The organism is Aphanothece sacrum FPU1, assembly GCF_003864295.1.
GTDB lineage: Bacteria > Cyanobacteriota > Cyanobacteriia > Cyanobacteriales > Microcystaceae > Aphanothece_B > Aphanothece_B sacrum.
Genome location: NZ_BDQK01000017.1, coordinates 308,841 through 327,047, shown reverse-complemented (window position 1 = coordinate 327,047; position 18,207 = coordinate 308,841). Strand labels below are relative to the sequence as shown.

Sequence of the window (18,207 nt, the reverse complement as noted above, 5' to 3'; positions counted from 1 at the left end):
GTCAAAAGAAAAAGAGAAAAAAGGTAACAGAGAGACCAAAAAGCCCAAACAAAAATCAGAGGAGACTCAGAAGCAGAAGAAAGACCCTAATAGATATGATACTTGATCATTTTTTGAGAATGGTACTAATTTTTAAAAATTAAAAAGGTGGGCATTGCCCACCCTACAGTTAACGATATTCTTGGTTCTGAACATCCCTTAAACGCGCTTCTGGACGTTTAAACCGATCAATTTGTGCTTCAAAAAATTGACGATTTTTCTGTAAATGTTTGGGGTTTGTATCATCTAAAGGATATAACAAAGCTGTTCTCAATGCTTGAATAACAGCAGAAGTTACATTATACATGGAACGTTGAAATGTAATGCCTAATTGAATCAAGATATCATCTTCCCCACGACAATGTTCTTGATAATATTTTATCAAGTAATCAGGGAGAAAATGATACATATCATCCATTAACAATGTGGGAGGTATTCCCGCAGTTCCTACGGGGAAAACATCTGCATATAAAATGCCATAGTGAAAGTCTTTTTGTTCATCAGGAACTTGTTTTGCTTGAGCATTATAAGACTTAGTTCCTCTAAAGGGTGCTGTGCGATAAAATACGGCTTCAACGTAAGGTAACGCGGCTTCATATAACCAAGTAAACGCCTTAGATTTAGGGATAATTTCGTAACATTCTTCCCCAATATAAACATGATGATAAATAGGACGACCCGCAATGGCAAAAATACCATTAACCAGAAAATTCATGGCATCAGGAACCCCTTTAAAACCTCCCTCATCATAAATATCTGACATCTCAAAAAATACAGGGGCCATGACTTCCCAAAATAGTCCTAAATTAGAATAATAGGAAAGCTGACGCACCTGTTCTAAGAACATATCAGGGAATAATTTATATAGCTTTAACATAGCAGGATTATCTTTAAAATAGGCTTTAATTGCCTTATCTGCATTTGCTTTGTATTCGTCACTGTCAAGATAAGAATCAAATTTACCCCATCCCATATCTCGACCATGCCACAACATGGCCCGCATACAAGCTTCGGCAAATTCCATGTTAATACGGTCATGGTTTAGATGATGAAACAGTTTGGACATTTTGCCAGTTTTGCCATTTTCCATAAATTCTAATAATTCAGGATGGGCAGTTGCTTGTCCTCGCCAAATTCTTAAGTCTGCATCATCTCCCGCATAATGATTATGGAGATCTAAATATTCTTGAGGTAAGAAATATTTAAAGAAGGGAAGGGGGTCTAAAAATACTCGTTCCGCAATGTATAAAAGATCGCGCCAGTAGAAGTCCATCGGTACAGCATACGCTTTATAAATACCGATAATTTGCATCAAGTTTTCTGGTGTATCAGGTAACATTGATCCTCCCGCTTCTAAACGGTGAATTACATCAGCAAATTCATGGTTAGAAGGAGGTAATTTAGTCGAATTTAAAGTGCTTGTCATTGTTGATTATCCTGTAAGTTTAGCCTGGCTTATCAATATGTAGAAACAAAATTTGTAGGGGCTTAATATTATTAAGCCCTTAATTATTAAGGTTTAATCGCAATTTGAGACTGATTAATAGGGGATAAATGAGCTACCATTGCATTAGTTGTAGGTTCGATTAAACGGACTAAATAGTTAGGTTGAACACCAAAAAAGATGATTATTGCAGTTAGAATTAAAGCGGGAATATTCTCTATAGCTAACACTTTTGGATAATAGGCCCGTTTGTTGTCTAATTTGCCAAAACAGGTACGGTTCAAAAGAATAACGAAGTAAACAGCCGTTAAACCTGATGCAATGATACAAAGTAAAGTAGCAATGGGGAAAACGGTAAAACTTCCTTGAAATACCATGAATTCGGCTATAAATCCGACTAAACCCGGAATTCCTGCACTGGCCATCCCTGCTAAAATTAATAAGGCACTCGTCAAAGGTAAACCTCGGATGGGGTTCATTAACCCGTTGAGAATGTCTAGGTCGCGGGTTCCTGCTTTGCGTTCCACAATGCCCACCAAATAGAAAAGAAGGGCTAAAATTAAGCCATGACTAATCATTTGGGTTACGGCCCCTAAAATGCTTAATTGGGTTCCTGCTGCTACGGCCACCAAGATATAACCCATGTGTCCGATGGAACTATAAGCAACCATCCGTTTGATGTCTTTTTGGGCGATCGCACTTAAAGCTCCATATAGTACACTAATCGTACCAATGATAGCTAAACCAGAACCCATGAGAGACCAAGTTTCAGGAAACAGTTGTAAACCAAAGCGAATTAAGCCATAGGTTCCTAATTTGGCGAAAATTCCCCCTAAAAGGATGGTAACGGCGGGTGATGCTTCTGTATAAGCATCTGGCAACCATGTATGTAAAGGAACTAAGGGAATTTTGATACCAAACCCTACTAAAAGTAAGGTTAATAAAATTAAACGGGTGTTGAGAGAAAGCTGTTCTAAGTGAATGGAAAGATAATCAAAGTTAGCTGACCCACTTAAAAAAGTTATGCCGAGAAATCCTGCTAATACTAATAATCCTGAGAGGGCAGTATAAATAAGGAATTTAGTAGAAGCATAGCCTCGTTTTTCTCCTCCCCAAATCGCAATCATTAGGTAAAAGGGAATTAATTCTAATTCATAAAATAGCACAAATAAAAGTAGATTCTGTGCCATTAATGCTCCAGCAATTCCCCCATTACTTAATAGTATTAAGGAATAATAAAGACGGGGACGCTCTACGTTTTCTCCGATACTGAAAATAGCAAATCCTGTGAGAAAACTATTAAGAATTAGTAAAGGAAGTGAGATTCCATCAATGCCTACAGTGTAGCTTAAACCGATGGAATCTGCCCAAGGTAGGTATTCTGCAAACTGAAATCCAGGAGTATTGGGATTAAATTGTTTGAGGAGAATAAGACTCCAAATGAAGGATAAACCCGTAAAAAATAGGGTTATCTGGCGTGTTTTTGTGCCATCTGATGTCAGAGGCAAAAATCCGACAATTGCCGCCCCTACGATTGGTAAAATTAGTAAAGCACTGAGCATTTTATTATTCCTAAACCATTTGAAAACTGACAGTGAATTTTAACTGACTACGGTGATTTTTCCTGTATCTAAATCATAATAAGCCCCAACAATTTTAAGCTTATTGTTAGCTATTAAATCAGATAGGACGGGAGATCTTTTTAAAATGTTTACTTGATGTAAAACATTAGCTTCTGTTGCTTTTCTGACAGCATTTACGTCATCTTGTTTGCCTTTGAATTCTGTAATTGCAGGCTGAATTTCGTCTATAAAACTGCCAATAGAACCAGGAAAATTACCTCCTTTCATGGCAGCAATAATTGCTCCGCAACTTTCATGACCAATGACTAATAATATCTTAGCTCCTAACACTAAGGTTCCAAATTCTAAGCTGCCCACTTCTTCTTTAATGGCGATATTTCCTGCATCGCGGCAAACAAAGACATCCCCTAAACCTTGATCAAAAACGATTTCTATTGGCACTCTCGAATCAGCACAACTCAACACAGCAGCAAAGGGTTTTTGTCCTTTAGCTACTTCTTTTAGACGCACTATATCTTGATTAGGATTTTTGCTTTTCATGGCGGTAAAACGTTTATTACCTTCCATTAATTTTGCTAAAGCTTGATCAGGGGTCATATCATTTTGAGCAACCACAGGAGAAGGGGTTAAAGCTTCTGTACCGATAGCTGCAGCTAATAGTCCTGTACCGATGAAACCACCACCGTACTTGATGAGATTACGACGAGATAGATCAAATTTGGAAGAATCTGAATTCATGAAAAACTCCTAACAATTGATTAAATCAAAGTGTAAACAATGATGAGTAAGAAAGCAAGAAACAATTAAGACAAGAGAGGGAAAAACAGAATAGAGACTAATAAAGCTAGTCCAAGAAACATGGTAAAAATATAAAATTGTCCTTGTCCTGACACATTATACTTTAATCCTTGTCCACCAAAAAGCGTGGCCAGTCCCACGAAATTAACTATCCCATCTACAATGAATTTATCAAACCAATTAACTAAACCCGAAATAATACCAACCGCAGCTACAATAGTAATACGATATAATTGCGGTGTATACAAATCATAAGCAAAGAAATCTTGCAACCATTGGGGGTTAAGTTTAACTGGCTTAGAAATGCGATCGCCTAAATACACAAAGGCTGCTGCACTAATACCCGCCACAGTCGATAATATCAGAAGCCCCGTACTAGATAGATTAATCGTAGCCCATTCAGACAATATTTCCCATTTAAAGAATAAAATCGGCAAATGTACGGCAACTCCCATTACCACTGTGGCCGGTACTACCAAAGGCCATAAACCTTCAGGAGAACGTACCGTCATGGGTTTAGGTTGTCCGCCAAAAATGATACTAAACTCACGGGTGACACTAAAGGCCGTTAACCCATTGACTAACAGTAACACCCCCAATAATAGAGGAGAAACGGAGGCTAATCCGTCTGCGAGTTGTTGCAAGGGCCAAAACCCACCCAAGGGAGGAAAAGCGACTAAAGTGAGTCCACCTACGAGGTAACAAATACCCGAAATGGGACGACGTGACCATAAACCACCATATTGAGTCAAATCTTGACTAATATTGTTGAAAACTATGGCCCCAATACTCATTACCAATAACCCCATAGCGATCGCATAGGTTAACAATAATAGTAAGGCCGTTTCGGTTTGTCCGGTGCCGATGGCGATGAACTCTAACCCCATGTAAGCACTTACAGAGTAAGATAGGGAACGTTTAACATCAATTTGAGCGATCGCTATTAAAGATGCCCCTATTGCCGTTACAGACCCAATAGACACCATTACGGTTAATGCTAGGGGAGATAAGGCTAAAACAGGCTGTAATTTAACTAATATCCAGGCCCCTGTAGAGACGACTAAGGCATTCCGTAGAATGGTAGCAGGTATGGGGCCTTCCATAGCTTCATCTAACCATAAATGTAGGGGAAATTGAGCGCATTTGCCCACAGGGCCGGCAATTAAAGTTAAACAGAGTAAATTGGCAATGGTAGGGTCAACAAGGGATGTATGGGCCCAAACGGCTAAGTCATTATAATTCCAAGTTCCGGCCAACGGTAATAAGGTCACCACGGCCATTAATAAAATTAAGTCCCCTATCCGTTTAGTTAAAAAAGCATCTCTGGCCCCAGTGACTACTAAAGATTGGTTAAACCAAAACCCAATTAATAAATAAGTTCCCAGGGTTAAAACTTCCAGAACTACATAGCTAAAAAAGAGGGAATTACATAATACTAAAGAACACATCCCCCCCTCAAATAAAGCCATTAATGCATAAAAACGCGCCCATCCCCAATCCATTTCTAAGTAACCGATAGCGAAAATTTGAGCCGCTAAATTTAACCCAGTAATAAGAACTAATGCCCCAACAGTAATGGTAGAAATTTCTAGATCTAGAGGAATATTTAAACTGGTCGTTTCTAACCAATTTATCGATAAATATTGAGGCGGTTTTTGCCAAATTGCTTGCAACGCAAATATACTATGAAGGAGAGATACTACGGTCATCAGAATACTAATATAACCGGATGGCCTAGGGCCCGTTTGACGAATAATACCAGGAGACCAGGGGAGTATCAATAAGGCCCCCATTAAGGCATATAATGGGACTAGCCAAACTGTTTGGCTAAAGGAATCTAACATAAAATTTCCTCAAAAACTGCTTTCAGTCACCAATAAGAGGGAATAAACAAGGATTAGCTTAATCTTACTCATTTACAGATGACCTAACTTCTTTAATTGGTTAGATTTTATTATGCACTAATCATAGCTTTTAGTCAATTTTATGTCATTTATTTATATGGATTTTACGAACATATATACTTGTAGTTAAGGATCTTGAGTTCCCTGGTATATGTCCTCATTAGTGAATTAATTGCTAACCTAGAGAAATACCAAGGAGTAGAACGGAATCATTGATGCAGACCCAAGATAGACTGACTAAAGAACAAAATCCTAACCCTTTATCCCTTAACGATGGGATTACGGCCAGCCAAAACTATCTACTATCTTTACAATATCCCGATGGGTACTGGTGGGGAGAATTAGAGTCTAATGTCACTCTAACTGCCGAAACCGTCTTATTGCATAAAATTTGGGGAACAGACAAAACTCGTCCCTTGCATAAAATCGAAAATTATTTACGTCATCAACAACGAGAACATGGAGGGTGGGAACTTTTTTCTGGAGACGGAGGAGATATTAGTACCTCAGTCGAAGCTTATATGGCTTTACGTTTATTAGAAGTTCCTCAAAATGACTCCGCTTTAATTCGCGCTAAAGACTTTATTATTAGCAAAGGTGGTATTAGTAAAACTCGCATTTTTACTAAGTTTCATTTAGCCTTAATTGGTTGTTATGACTGGAAGGGAATACCGTCTATTCCCTCTTGGATTATGCTATTGCCTGATAACTTTCCTTTCACTATCTATGAAATGGCAAGTTGGGCTAGAGAAAGTACAGTTCCCCTATTAATTGTCTTTAATGATAAGCCCGTTTTTTCAGTAGATCCTATATTTAATCTCAATGAATTGTATGCAGAAGGGGTAGAAAATGTCAAGTATAATTTACCTCGTAATAACAATTGGGGTGATATCTTTTTAATTTTCGATAAAGTATTTAAATTAGCTGAAACACTTGATTTAGTTCCCCTCCGCAAAAAAAGTCTTAAAGCGGCAGAAAGATGGGTATTAAATCATCAACAAGAAAGCGGAGATTGGGGCGGAATTATGCCCCCCATGGTCAATTCTTTAATCGCTTTTCGGGTCTTAAATTATAATGTTGCTGATCCTTCTGTTCAACGAGGATTTGAAGCAATTGATCGCTTTTCCATAGAAGAAGAAGATACCTATCGAGTACAAGCTTGTGTTTCTCCCGTATGGGATACCGCATGGGCTATACGTGCATTGACAGAATCAGGTTTACCTAAAGATCATTTCTCTTTAGTTAAAGGTGGTAATTGGTTATTAGATAAACAATGCTTAGAATATGGGGATTGGGCCATTAAAAATAAGACTGGAAAACCAGGCGGTTGGGCTTTTGAATTTGTTAACCGTTTTTATCCCGATATCGACGATTCTGGGGTAGTTGTAATGGCACTTAATAACATAAAAATACCCGATGAAGAACGGAAAAAAGCAGCCATTGATCGCTGTCTTCAATGGATAGAAACCATGCAATGTAAACCTGGAGGTTGGGCCGCATTTGATGTTAATAATGATCAAAATTGGTTGAATGAGATTCCTTATGGAGACTTAAAAGCTATGATTGATCCTAATAGTGCCGATGTTACCGCCAGGGTAATAGAAATGTTAGGATCTTGTCATCTGAAAATAGATAGCGATCGCGTTCAAAAAGCCCTCAATTACTTATACCAAGAACAGGAAAAAGATGGCAGTTGGTTTGGAAGATGGGGAGTCAATTATATTTATGGAACCAGTGGGGTATTATCTGCTTTAGCGGTGATGGAAATAGACAAACATCGTCCTCAACTTGAAAAAGGGGTTAACTGGTTACTTAGCTGTCAAAATAGTGATGGTGGTTGGGGAGAAACTTGTCGCAGTTATAATGACCCTAACCTTAAAGGAAAAGGAAATAGTACTGCTTCTCAAACTGCTTGGGCATTAATTGGATTATTAGACGCAGGAGAAGCCTTAAAAAATTTACCTAAAGAGGCAATAAAACGAGGTATTAACTATCTGTTAAACACTCAAAATATTCAAGGAACTTGGGAAGAAGGAGAGTTTACTGGAACAGGGTTTCCCCGTCATTTTTATATTCGCTATCATCTCTATCGTCATTATTTCCCATTAATAGCTTTAGGTCGCTATCAAAAATTAGGCGATACCTGAAAAACTTAGATCCCTTGGCATTAACCCCGATAAAATATAAGTAGGGTGCGTTCCCTAACGCACCACGTACCCCAAGGATTCTCTAGACATGGCGATTCGCTTTTGTAGGGGTTTAATACTATAATCCATTCGCAATGACGCAAAATCCTGGTTTTCGGTTCTGAGTGCGTAACTCCTATTAATAATGAATAAAAGGCTAAAGCCTTATGCTATACAAACAAAGGTTGCCTACGCAACCTACAATGAGCGTCCGCGCTCGTCGGACTTCGTTTTTAATAGAACCAGTATTTTGCATAATTATTAATATTTCTCGCGGTTTTGCCCTTTTGCTCTCGTCGGGATTCTTAAACCAATTGCTAGAATAAGGGAGAATGTTCTAGATTTTAGATATATGAGTGAACCTGTAACTATTGAAGATATTTACCAATTATTTCGCACTTCTGCTGAAGAATATGACCGTCGTGCTGCTGAATCTAAGACAGAATATGATCGCCATAGAGCAGAAATAGAAAGTATTTTGGCTCAATCTAAGCTAGAAAGCGATCGCAGCATGGCCAAACTTGAACGTACCGTAGAAAGAACCAGCAAAGCTGTAGATAGTCTTACTACCCGATGGGGACGTTTTGTAGAAGAATTAGTAGAACCTGCGGTTTTACGTCTTTTTCAGGAAAAAGGAATTGATATTAAAGAAGTTTACCCTCGCGCTAGAGTTAAACGTCAAGGGATGGCAATGGAAATTGATATACTTGCAGTTGATGATACCGATGTCGTTTTAGTGGAATGTAAATCTAGACTATCTCAAGATGATGTAGATGAGTTTTTAGAAAGATTAACCCGTTTTAAAATCGCTTTTCCCTATTATAAAAACTATCAAGCTTACGGTGCAGTGGCAAGTATTGAAATTAACGAAGGTGTAGATCGCTATGCTTATAAAAAAGGATTATTTGTAATTAAACCTTCGGGTGATACTGTTACTATTATTAATGATGCCGACTTTCGACCTCAGACTTGGTAAAATGTTTTAGTTCCGCTATAGTAAGAAGAGAAACTCATTAGTGAGCAAATTATGAAACTCAATAATTTATTAGAAAGTCAAGGTATTATTCACCGCGATCCAGAAATCATGAGTGGAATGCCTGTATTTGTAGGAAGTCGCGTACCTTTGCAAACGTTTTTTGATTATTTAGAAGGTGAGGAGGGATTGACTGAATTTATTAATGATTTTCCCTATCTAGAAAGCCAAGCGATTAAGGTTTTAGAAAATGCGGGTAAGTTGATTATTGACCAAGAACGTCAAACAGATGCTTATATTGCTAGATGAGAATCTTTTAAGTAAAAAACTGAAGCAACCTTTTTTAGCACAGGGTCATTCGGTTTTGAATGTTTATGATGTGGGATGGAGAGGGTTGAAAGACAAAGAAATTCTTGATTTAGCAGAAAATTATCCTTTTGATGCTTTTATTACAGCCGATAAAAATTTACCCTATCAGCAAAATTTAGCTAATCGCAGTATTAGAGTTATTGTTATAAATACTCAGACAACTCGTCCTTATTATCTATTGCCTTTAATGGAAAAAATCAGTGAGTTTATTTTATCTTTATCTGTAGGTTAGTCCATTTTTATTAATGATTTAGGCGAGATTAAATATATTTGATTTGTTCTCAATTATTAAATTCAGCTTGTCAAGTTATTTACATAATTCTTAATATTTCTCGTGGTTTTGCCCTTTTGCTCTCGTCGGGATTCTTAAACCAATTGCTAGAATAAGGGAGAATGTTCTAGATTTTAGATATATGAGTGAACCTGTAACTATTGAAGATATTTACCAATTATTTCGCACTTCTGCTGAAGAATATGACCGTCGTGCTGCTGAATCTAAGGCAGAATATGATCGTCGTGCTGCTGAATCTAAGACAGAATATGATCGCCATAGAGCAGAAATAGAAAGTATTTTGGCTCAATCTAAGTTAGAAAGCGATCACAGCATGGCAGAACTTAAGCGTACAGTAGAACGAACCAGCAAAGCTGTAGATAGTCTTACTACCCGATGGGGAAGGTTTGTAGAAGAATTAGTAGAACCTGCGGTTTTACGTCTTTTTCAGGAAAAAGGAATTGATATTAAAGAAGTTTACCCTCGCGCTAGAGTTAAACGTCAAGGGATGGCAATGGAAATTGATATACTTGCAGTTGATGATACCGATGTCGTTTTAGTGGAATGTAAATCTAGATTATCTCAAGATGATGTAGATGAGTTTTTAGAAAAATTAACCCGTTTTAAAATCGCTTTTCCCCATTATAAAAACTATCAAGCTTACGGTGCAGTGGCAGGTATTGAAATTAATGAGGGTGTAGATCGCTATGCTTATAAAAAAGGATTATTTGTGATTAAACCTTCGGGTGATACTGTTACTATTATTAATGATGCTGATTTTCAACCTCAGACTTGGTAGAATGTTTGTAGTAAGGCCTTGAGGGGCTTGAAATCTTTGTATAAGAAGATATTCAAGCCCCTCAAGGGCAAATTTTCTATTGTGATTTTGGCGTTGCTGATACATTTATGCGGTATAATGGGACACAAAGAAGTACTATACAGCAATAGCATTTAGGTTTAATCACCTAAAAGAAGGAATGCTCCATCAATTGCCCTGTTTTGACGACGCACTCGCCTTTTGTGCTAGATTGAGCTTACGACGAAAAGCCGCTCCGCCCAGAACCGCCAGCAGGCTGCCCCCAATGGTCAAAGGCTCAGGGACAGACTTGGTGAGGGTAACTATCGGCACGCCTAGATCAGGTATCTCACCAACATAAAAAGACCGAAGTATCAACTCATCGAAGACCAACTCATCGCCGCCGTCTGTGGGATGTTTATCCGAGTACGAAGCATAGGCTAAAGGCATATCTCCTTCCATACCGAATGTCTCATCAAAGGATACGGGGAGGGAGAAAGAGTCACTTGGCAAAAATCTCGGTAACAACGGAACGGTAAATGTGTATTTGTCCGTACCGAGAGCGTCAATTATAGCCATCGCTGCGGTAGCAGCGCCGGAGTCGTTATTCCAAAAAGTTGGGAGCGGAGATGGAATACTCTTGGAGCCAAACAAAGCCCTAAATGATGTAGAAGAATGAAATTTCACGTTATACATTACCCCCGATATGTCTAAGTTATGAATCTGTTTAACTTCCCCTTCATCCCCATACTTGAACGATAAAGCGTAAGCATCACCTTGAGGGATCAAGGCGAAACTCACAGCAGTAGTAGCGATAGTAGCGGCATAAATCGCCAAACTTATAGGTAACTTGTATGTGGGTAGTCGAAAACAATTCATTGTTTGCTCCATAATTTTACGTGATTCTATCATTATATATAGGCAATAAAAATGATAGTGTAAACGCGATGTATAAATTAGTGTATAATTTAACTCATCGCACAATTACTCTGCGATTGTAAGCTACAATCTGAAAAATGGTAGATTCCCACGTGCCTTAAAACTTATTAGTTTATCATCAAAATCATTGCCATATTTAACCTACTCTAGTATAATATTGTCGTTTATTACACATTTTTACCATAGATAAGCCAAGACGCATTTAAACCGTATATTGGTAAAGCGCGCAAATAACCCGTCAAACCATCACCCCATCAGTCGAATAGGACTAATTTAGATGTGTGACAGCTTAAGGGGGAGCCATTATGATTTCCTGGGCAATAACTTCTCCGTTGTCATTTTAATAACAATATATAAAATAGGCACAATAAATAAGCTCAAAAAAGAAGCAATTAACATTCCTCCAAAAACTGCTGTTCCTAGAGATTGACGACTTCCGGCTCCTGCACCTGTAGCAATTACTAAGGGAAAAATTCCTAATAAAGTAGACAAAGCAGTCATTAAAATGGGGCGTAATCGTTCTTGAGAAGCCTCAATAGCAGCCTTAATAATGGGTAAACCTTCCTCTCGTAATTGATTAGCGAATTCGACAATTAAAATCGCATTTTTACTAGCTAAGCCAATCAACATGACTAACCCAATCTGACAGTAAACATCATTAGCAAATCCCCGTAAAAATTGAGCCGTTAATGCTCCTAAAATAGCCAGAGGAACCGACAAAAGAATAATTAAAGGATCAACATAATTTTCATATTGAGCCGCCAACACCAAAAACACAAACAGTAACCCTAATCCAAAAATAAGTGGAGCTAATCCACCTGCTTCTATTTCTTCTAAAGAAGTGCCTGACCATTCATAACCAAACCCAGGTGGAAAAATTTGTTTAGCAATAGTTTCCATCGCATTAATTGCTTGTCCTGAACTAAATCCAGGGGAAGGAGAACCGTTAATTTCAATCGAACGAAAAAGGTTATAATGATTAATAGTTTGCGCCCCCGTTGTAGGTGTAATTGTCACCAAATTCGAGAGAGGAATCATACGATTATTAGCAGAACGCACATATAGTTTGCTAATATCTTCAGGATTAGCCCGAAACTGACGATCAGCTTGCAAATAAACCCGATAAGTTCGTTGTTGTAAGGTAAAATCATTCACATAACGAGAACCCAAAGCTGTTTGTAACGTACTAAAAATATCATCAACAGATACTTGCAAAGTTTGAGCCTTATTGCGGTTCACTTCAATTAATAATTGAGGACTATTAGCAGCAAAACTACTAAAGACGCGGTTTAGTCCAGGATTTTGGTTAGCTGCTCCTAATAATTGCCCCATGACTTGTACTAAGCCATTCAAGTCTCCCGTCCCCTGTTGATCTTGGAGTTGGAAGGCAAAACCACCGAAATTGCCCAATCCTCGAATAGCTGGCGGATTAATGGGGATAATTTGGGCTTCAGGAATTTGAGAAAATTTCCCCCACAACTTACCGATAACCGCTTGCACTGAATGTTGAGGCCCTTGCCGTTCTTTAAAGGGTTTGAGCGGGGTGAAAATGACCCCTCGATTCGCACTATTTCCAGCAAAGCCAAATCCTCCTACAGCAAAGGTGGCCCGTACATCAGGCTCTTCTAAGATAGCTTTTTCCACCTTGCTCATCACTTTACTGGTGTATTGCAGAGATACACCTTCAGGAGCTTGAATAATGGTAATAAAAAAGCCTTGATCTTCTTCTGGTGTAAATGCCGTCGGAACTTTTAAATACATCCAAACCGTCACCCCTAACAACAAAATAAAGATCCCAATGACTACACTTCTAAAGCGAGATAAACCAAATAGCGATCGCCGATATTGTTGTGTGACAACTTCTAAAAAATCATTAAAACGAGCAAAAATAAAGCCTATCCAACCTGGAAATTTTTGTCCTTTACGCAACAATAAAGCACATAATGAAGGGGTTAGAGTTATAGCTAAAAAGGTAGAAATAGCAATAGAAAAAGCAATAGTTAAGGCAAATTGTTGATACAAAGCCCCGGTTGTTCCTGGAAAAAAGGCGACAGGAATAAATACGGCCATTAACACCAAAGAAGTAGCGATAACCGCCCCAAATAATTCTCCCATCGCCTTACTAGCGGCTTCTTGGGGGGACATATTTTGATCTTCAATGTAACGACTAATTTGCTCAACTACGATAATGGCATCATCCACTACCATTCCTGTCGCTAAGGTTAAGCCAAATAGGGTTAAACTATTGATGGAAAAATTAAAGACTTTAACAAAGGCAAACGTTCCAATTAAAGCTAAAGGAATAGTGAGGGCAGGAATTAAAGTAGTACGCCAATTTTGTAAAAAGATTAAAATAACGAGAATAACTAAGAAAATGGACATTAACAGAGTATTAACCACTTCTGCTAAAGATTCCTCGACAAATTCAGTTGTATCAAACGCGACCGCATATTCTAAGTCAGGTGGGAAAAACTCGACGAGTCTTTCCATTTCTTTTTTGACCCGATGGGCAACATCAAGGGAATTAGCACCTGTTAAGGGATAAATTCCCATTCCTACCGCTTCTTGCCCCCGAAAACGCAGAAAGGAACTATAATCTTGGGCCCCTAATTCGGTGCGTCCCACATCTTTAAACCGAACTAAAGCCCCATTTTCATCGGTTTTAAGCAGAAGGTTATCAAATTGAGCCGGATCAGTTAACTGGCTAATTGCTCGTAAGTCTAACTGATATTCTTGTCCTGGGATAGCAGGTTCTGCCCCAATTTTGCCTGCCCCCACTTGCAGATTTTGTTCAGACAAAGCCGTAACTACATCCTGAGTAGTTATTCCTCGACTAGCTAAACGGTTAGGATCAAGCCAAAGACGCATAGCATAGCGACGTTCCCCAAAAATCCGCACATTACCCACCCCCTTAACCCGTTTTAAGGCATCAAGCAGATAGCGATCAGCGTAATTACTCAAGAAGACATTATCATAACGATTATTGTCACTAAATAGCCCAATTCCTAATAAAATATTATTAGATTCTTTGCTAACTTCTATACCTGTACGTTGCACATCTACGGGTAGTTGAGATTGAACAATAGACACCTGATTTTGTATATCAACTGCGGCTAAATCTTTATTCCGTGAACTATCAAAGGTAGCTGTAATACTACTGGTTCCACTGTTACTACTACTTGATGTGATATATTTAAGTCCTTCAACCCCGTTAATTTGTCGCTCTAAAATAGAGGTAACAGCATTTTCAACTACTTCGGCACTAGCACCGCTATAGTTAGCGGTAACTTGAATTCTGGTAGGAGTAATATCAGGAAAACGATCAATAGGAAGGGTAAAAAGACTAATAGTTCCCACTAGTAGAATAATTAGGGCGCAGACACTTGAAAAAACAGGGCGTTTGATAAAAAAATCAACAAAGTTCATGATTTTATGCGGTGAGTATCCGTAAGTTTAGTAAGATAGAAGTTGGGATAGGGGAGTTAAACCAGTGAACAGTAAACAGTGAACAATTATCAAAACTTTTAACAGATAACCGATAACTGAATAACCCCCTCGCAATGACATCATTTATTTTTGTCCAGGTACTTATAATTCATAATTCATAATTCATAATTCATAATTCATAATTCATAATTCATAATTCATAATTCATAATTCATAATTCATAATTCATAATTCATAATTTAGGGCAGGGGTTGAATAGGCGCACCATCTCTAAGGCTAAGAATTCCGGCCGTAACTATTTTTTCTCCAGCGTTTACTCCTTTTAATATCTGATAGTTATTTTCTTGTAAACTGCCTAATTCTACTTGTCTTTGTTGAGCAATAAATTGGGGAGTTTCTGATTTAGATTTGTCCTTGGGATGAGCCACAAAAACAAAGGTTTGTGCGCCAATACGAGATACTGCAGTCGCTGGAATTAAAATGCCAGGACGTTTTTCCCAAATAACTTTAGCTCGTACAAATTGACGGTTAAGGAGTTCCCTGTTGATATTTGTAAAAGTTGCTTTAGCTACAATTAATTGAGAATTAGAAGTGACATCAGGAGAGATAAAACTGATGGTTCCTGTAGCAGTCGCTTTTCCTTGAGTATCTAACAATTCTACAGGTAAACCTAACTGTAACTCAGAAGCTTTTTCTAAAGGAATAGATAAGTTAAGTTCTAAAACATTATTTTCTGTGAGGGTGGTTAAAGTATCTCCTTCATTAACATAATCTCCCACTTCAATAGGCATATCCCCAATCATGCCCGAAATTGGAGCCAAAATTTGAGTTTTATTGAGGTTTACCTGGGCAATACGCACTTTAGCCCTAGCTTCTGCTACTTCAGCTTTAGCCTGGGCAATAACTTCTAAACGGGGGCCATTTTGCAGTCGTCGGACATTTTGGGACTCTCGTTCTACTGCTGCGGCTAATTCATCAATATCAGATCCCCGACTCTTTTGCAGTTGACTGAGGCGACTTTTAGCTTCCTCTACAGCAGCCGTTGCACTACGGGACTGGGTGTTATATTCTTGATATTGATCGGCTGAGATGGCCCCTTGTTCTTTAAGTTGCTCATAGCGTCCTACTCGTTGCTGAGCTAATTCTGCTTCAGCGATCGCAGAAGTTAATTGGGCTTGGGCTTGAGCAATTTCTTCGGGACGACTTCCCCTAGTGGCATTGGCTAAACGGGCTTTGGCTTCATTAAGACGGGCGATCGCTTCGTCAATATCTTCTCGACGGTTTCCGGCTTGAAGTTCGGCTAAACGGGCTTGAGTAGTTGCTAATTGGGCTTGGGCTTGATATAATTCGGCATCCCAATCACTACTATCTAAGCGTATAAGAGTTTGTCCTTTTTGAATGCGATCGCCTTCTTTAACCAAAATATCACTAATTCGCCCGTCTATTTCTGGTTTGAGGGTGATAGCATCTTTAGCTTCAACGGTTCCTACTACTTCTGAGGTATTCTCAATGACTCCCTTTGTCAGCGTCATTAACTTGACTGAAGCGGGTGGGGGTTCTTTTGCTAAGGCACCAGGGTTAGAATTTGAGTTATTACGACTGGTTAACCACCAATTTCCGCCCCAACCGGCCCCCGCTATTACAATGAGTAACCCGAAAATTAAGGGCCAAGATCTTCGTTTAGAGGTGGATTGGTTAGGATTAGACATAGCTAGGCTTGGTAAAGCAGGTGAGGTAGATTCGCTCTGAGCCATCTTGGACATACTTTCAATTGTGTCAAATTTTTGGACAGAATTGCTTATTAATTCTTAATATAACAATTCTCTAGAGAATCAGATTAATAGAAATATCACTACTGATAACACAGGGTAAAATTGGGTTTAACGTTCAACATCACCAATAAGGCATGAATTCCCTTGACTTAGCATTTACCCCCGCCTTAACCTTAGCTAAATCAATCCGCGATCGCCAGATTTCCCCCTTAGAATTAACCCAAGTTTATCTAGATCGGATTGAACAATATGACCCCCAATTAGGTAGTTTTTTCCATGTTGCGGCCGAAACTGCCCTAAATGATGCTAAAAACAAAACGGAACAATTAGCAAATACCCCAAATATTAATCATTTACCTCCCTTTTTTGGCGTTCCCACTGCTATTAAAGATCTCAACGCTGTAGCAGGAATGCCCTTAACCTATGGAGTAGCTGCCTTGAAAAATAATATCGCTACATATGATGATGGGATAGTAATGCGTCTAAAAGGGGCAGGATGTATTATTTTAGGGAAAACCGCCACCTCCGAATTAGGCTCATTTCCTTACACAGAACCCCCAGGATTTCTCCCCACCCGTAACCCTTGGCATTTAGATTATACATCAGGAGGATCGAGTGGGGGATCATCTGCTGCCGTAGCCGCAGGTTTATGCGCCATAGCCCAAGGTTCTGATGGTGGTGGGTCAATTCGTGGCCCGGCTGCTTGTTGTGGCTTGGTGGGCATAAAACCCGCAAAAGGAAGGGTTTCTCATGCCCCTGTGGGAGACTATCAAAGTGGTATTTCTGTTAATGGCCCCTTAACCCGTACTGTAGCAGATGGGGCGGCTTTATTGGATGTCATGTCAGGTTATATTACGGGTGATCCTTATTGGTTGCCTGATCCGGAAATTTCTTTTTTAGCGGCGACTCAACAGATTTCTACGCCTCTTAAAATTGCTTTTTCTGATACCCTTCCTCCCTTTAATGAGACTGAAGTTATTGTTAAAGATGCGGTACAAAAGGCAGCTAAATTATTAGAAGAAATGGGGCATCATTTAGAAGTACATTATCCAAATGTTGAACCCTTAATTAAGCCATTTACACGAATTTGGCAAGCGGGAGTGAATGCGGCTAGACTTCCAGATGAAGCGTTAAGTTCGATGAATTGTTGGTTAAAAGAACAAGCGGGAACCATTGGAGACTATTTACAAGCAGTGCATCAAATGCAGATTTTTTCCCGTCAATTAGTTGCTTTTTTTGATCAGTTTGATGTGTTATTGTTGCCTGTTTATTTACATCAACCGATAAAAGTTGGGGCATGGGCCAATTTATCCCCAGAAGAAACTTTAACCAATATTATCAATTGGGTGGCTCCTTGTCCAGCCTTTAATGCCAGTGGTTTACCTGCTATTAGTTTACCTGTAACCCAAGATGAAAACGGTTTACCTGTAGGGATTCAATTAATAGGAAAACCAGCAGATGAACTTACTTTAATTAGTTTAGCATCCCAGTTAGAAATGGCAATTAACTCCTCTTTATTTAAGCCTCAAAATTTACCCATTGGCAGTAGTAGGTTGGGTTGAGGAACGAAACCCAACAAATCTCACTCCAGTAGGGTGTGTTAGCGCAGCGTAACGCACCTAAACTAGTTAATTTTAGTGCGTTACGGTATGATAAAAAATTAAGATGGTGGGTTACGACGCGAAT

13 protein-coding genes are annotated in these 18,207 nt (G+C 38.9%); 6 read left to right on the top strand and 7 right to left on the bottom strand.

Annotated elements, in window-relative coordinates; all coding sequences use genetic code 11:
* Positions 1-169: 169 nt before the first annotated feature.
* The 4 genes from AsFPU1_RS21570 to AsFPU1_RS21555 all read right to left on the bottom strand — a co-directional run bounded on the left by AsFPU1_RS21570 (position 170) and on the right by AsFPU1_RS21555 (position 5,708).
* Positions 170-1,465 (bottom strand): CO2 hydration protein, encoded by a 1,296-nt coding sequence (locus tag AsFPU1_RS21570; RefSeq protein ID WP_124976200.1) that lies wholly within the window; start codon positions 1,463-1,465, stop codon positions 170-172.
* An 86-nt stretch (positions 1,466-1,551) separates the two neighbouring features.
* Entirely contained in the window at positions 1,552-3,045 is a 1,494-nt protein-coding gene (locus AsFPU1_RS21565; protein ID WP_124976202.1) for an NADH-quinone oxidoreductase subunit M, read from the bottom strand.
* 39 nt (positions 3,046-3,084) lie between these two features.
* Positions 3,085-3,804 carry a carbonic anhydrase gene (locus AsFPU1_RS21560; RefSeq protein ID WP_124976204.1) on the bottom strand — a complete coding sequence of 240 codons (720 nt, stop codon included), beginning with the start codon at positions 3,802-3,804 and terminating at the stop codon, positions 3,085-3,087.
* A gap of 65 nt (positions 3,805-3,869) precedes the next feature.
* A complete protein-coding gene (locus AsFPU1_RS21555) occupies positions 3,870-5,708 on the bottom strand; it encodes an NAD(P)H-quinone oxidoreductase subunit F (RefSeq protein WP_124976206.1) in 1,839 nt (612 codons plus the stop codon).
* A gap of 275 nt (positions 5,709-5,983) precedes the next feature.
* Between AsFPU1_RS21555 and shc the strand changes: the two genes are divergently transcribed.
* From shc to AsFPU1_RS21530, 5 genes are all read left to right on the top strand, one after another.
* A complete protein-coding gene (gene shc, locus AsFPU1_RS21550; RefSeq protein WP_125061184.1) occupies positions 5,984-7,915 on the top strand; it encodes a squalene--hopene cyclase in 1,932 nt (643 codons plus the stop codon).
* Between the two features lie 391 nt (positions 7,916-8,306).
* Positions 8,307-8,930, top strand: coding sequence for a DUF3782 domain-containing protein (locus AsFPU1_RS21545; RefSeq protein WP_124975888.1), 624 nt, complete (start codon positions 8,307-8,309; stop codon positions 8,928-8,930).
* 51 nt (positions 8,931-8,981) lie between these two features.
* Entirely contained in the window at positions 8,982-9,236 is a 255-nt protein-coding gene (locus AsFPU1_RS21540) for a DUF433 domain-containing protein (RefSeq protein WP_124975890.1), read from the top strand.
* Positions 9,217-9,528: a DUF5615 family PIN-like protein gene (locus AsFPU1_RS21535; RefSeq protein ID WP_124975892.1), complete on the top strand. Its 312-nt coding sequence runs from the start codon at positions 9,217-9,219 to the stop codon at positions 9,526-9,528. Before AsFPU1_RS21540 ends, AsFPU1_RS21535 begins: the two co-directional genes overlap by 20 nt.
* Positions 9,529-9,709: 181 nt before the next feature.
* Positions 9,710-10,366, top strand: a complete 657-nt coding sequence (locus AsFPU1_RS21530) for a DUF3782 domain-containing protein (RefSeq protein ID WP_124975894.1) — start codon at positions 9,710-9,712, stop codon at positions 10,364-10,366.
* A 186-nt stretch (positions 10,367-10,552) separates the two neighbouring features.
* Here the strand turns inward: AsFPU1_RS21530 and AsFPU1_RS21525 are convergent, their stop codons facing one another.
* The 3 genes from AsFPU1_RS21525 to AsFPU1_RS21515 all read right to left on the bottom strand — a co-directional run bounded on the left by AsFPU1_RS21525 (position 10,553) and on the right by AsFPU1_RS21515 (position 16,503).
* Positions 10,553-11,275, bottom strand: a complete 723-nt coding sequence (locus tag AsFPU1_RS21525) for a PEP-CTERM sorting domain-containing protein (RefSeq protein ID WP_124975896.1) — start codon at positions 11,273-11,275, stop codon at positions 10,553-10,555.
* A gap of 330 nt (positions 11,276-11,605) precedes the next feature.
* Complete coding sequence (locus AsFPU1_RS21520; RefSeq protein ID WP_124975898.1) at positions 11,606-14,728, bottom strand: efflux RND transporter permease subunit; 3,123 nt, start codon at positions 14,726-14,728, stop codon at positions 11,606-11,608.
* A 260-nt stretch (positions 14,729-14,988) separates the two neighbouring features.
* Entirely contained in the window at positions 14,989-16,503 is a 1,515-nt protein-coding gene (locus AsFPU1_RS21515; protein ID WP_124975900.1) for an efflux RND transporter periplasmic adaptor subunit, read from the bottom strand.
* A 152-nt stretch (positions 16,504-16,655) separates the two neighbouring features.
* Between AsFPU1_RS21515 and AsFPU1_RS21510 the strand changes: the two genes are divergently transcribed.
* Complete coding sequence (locus AsFPU1_RS21510) at positions 16,656-18,083, top strand: amidase (RefSeq protein ID WP_124975902.1); 1,428 nt, start codon at positions 16,656-16,658, stop codon at positions 18,081-18,083.
* The last annotated feature ends 124 nt before the right edge of the window (positions 18,084-18,207 follow it).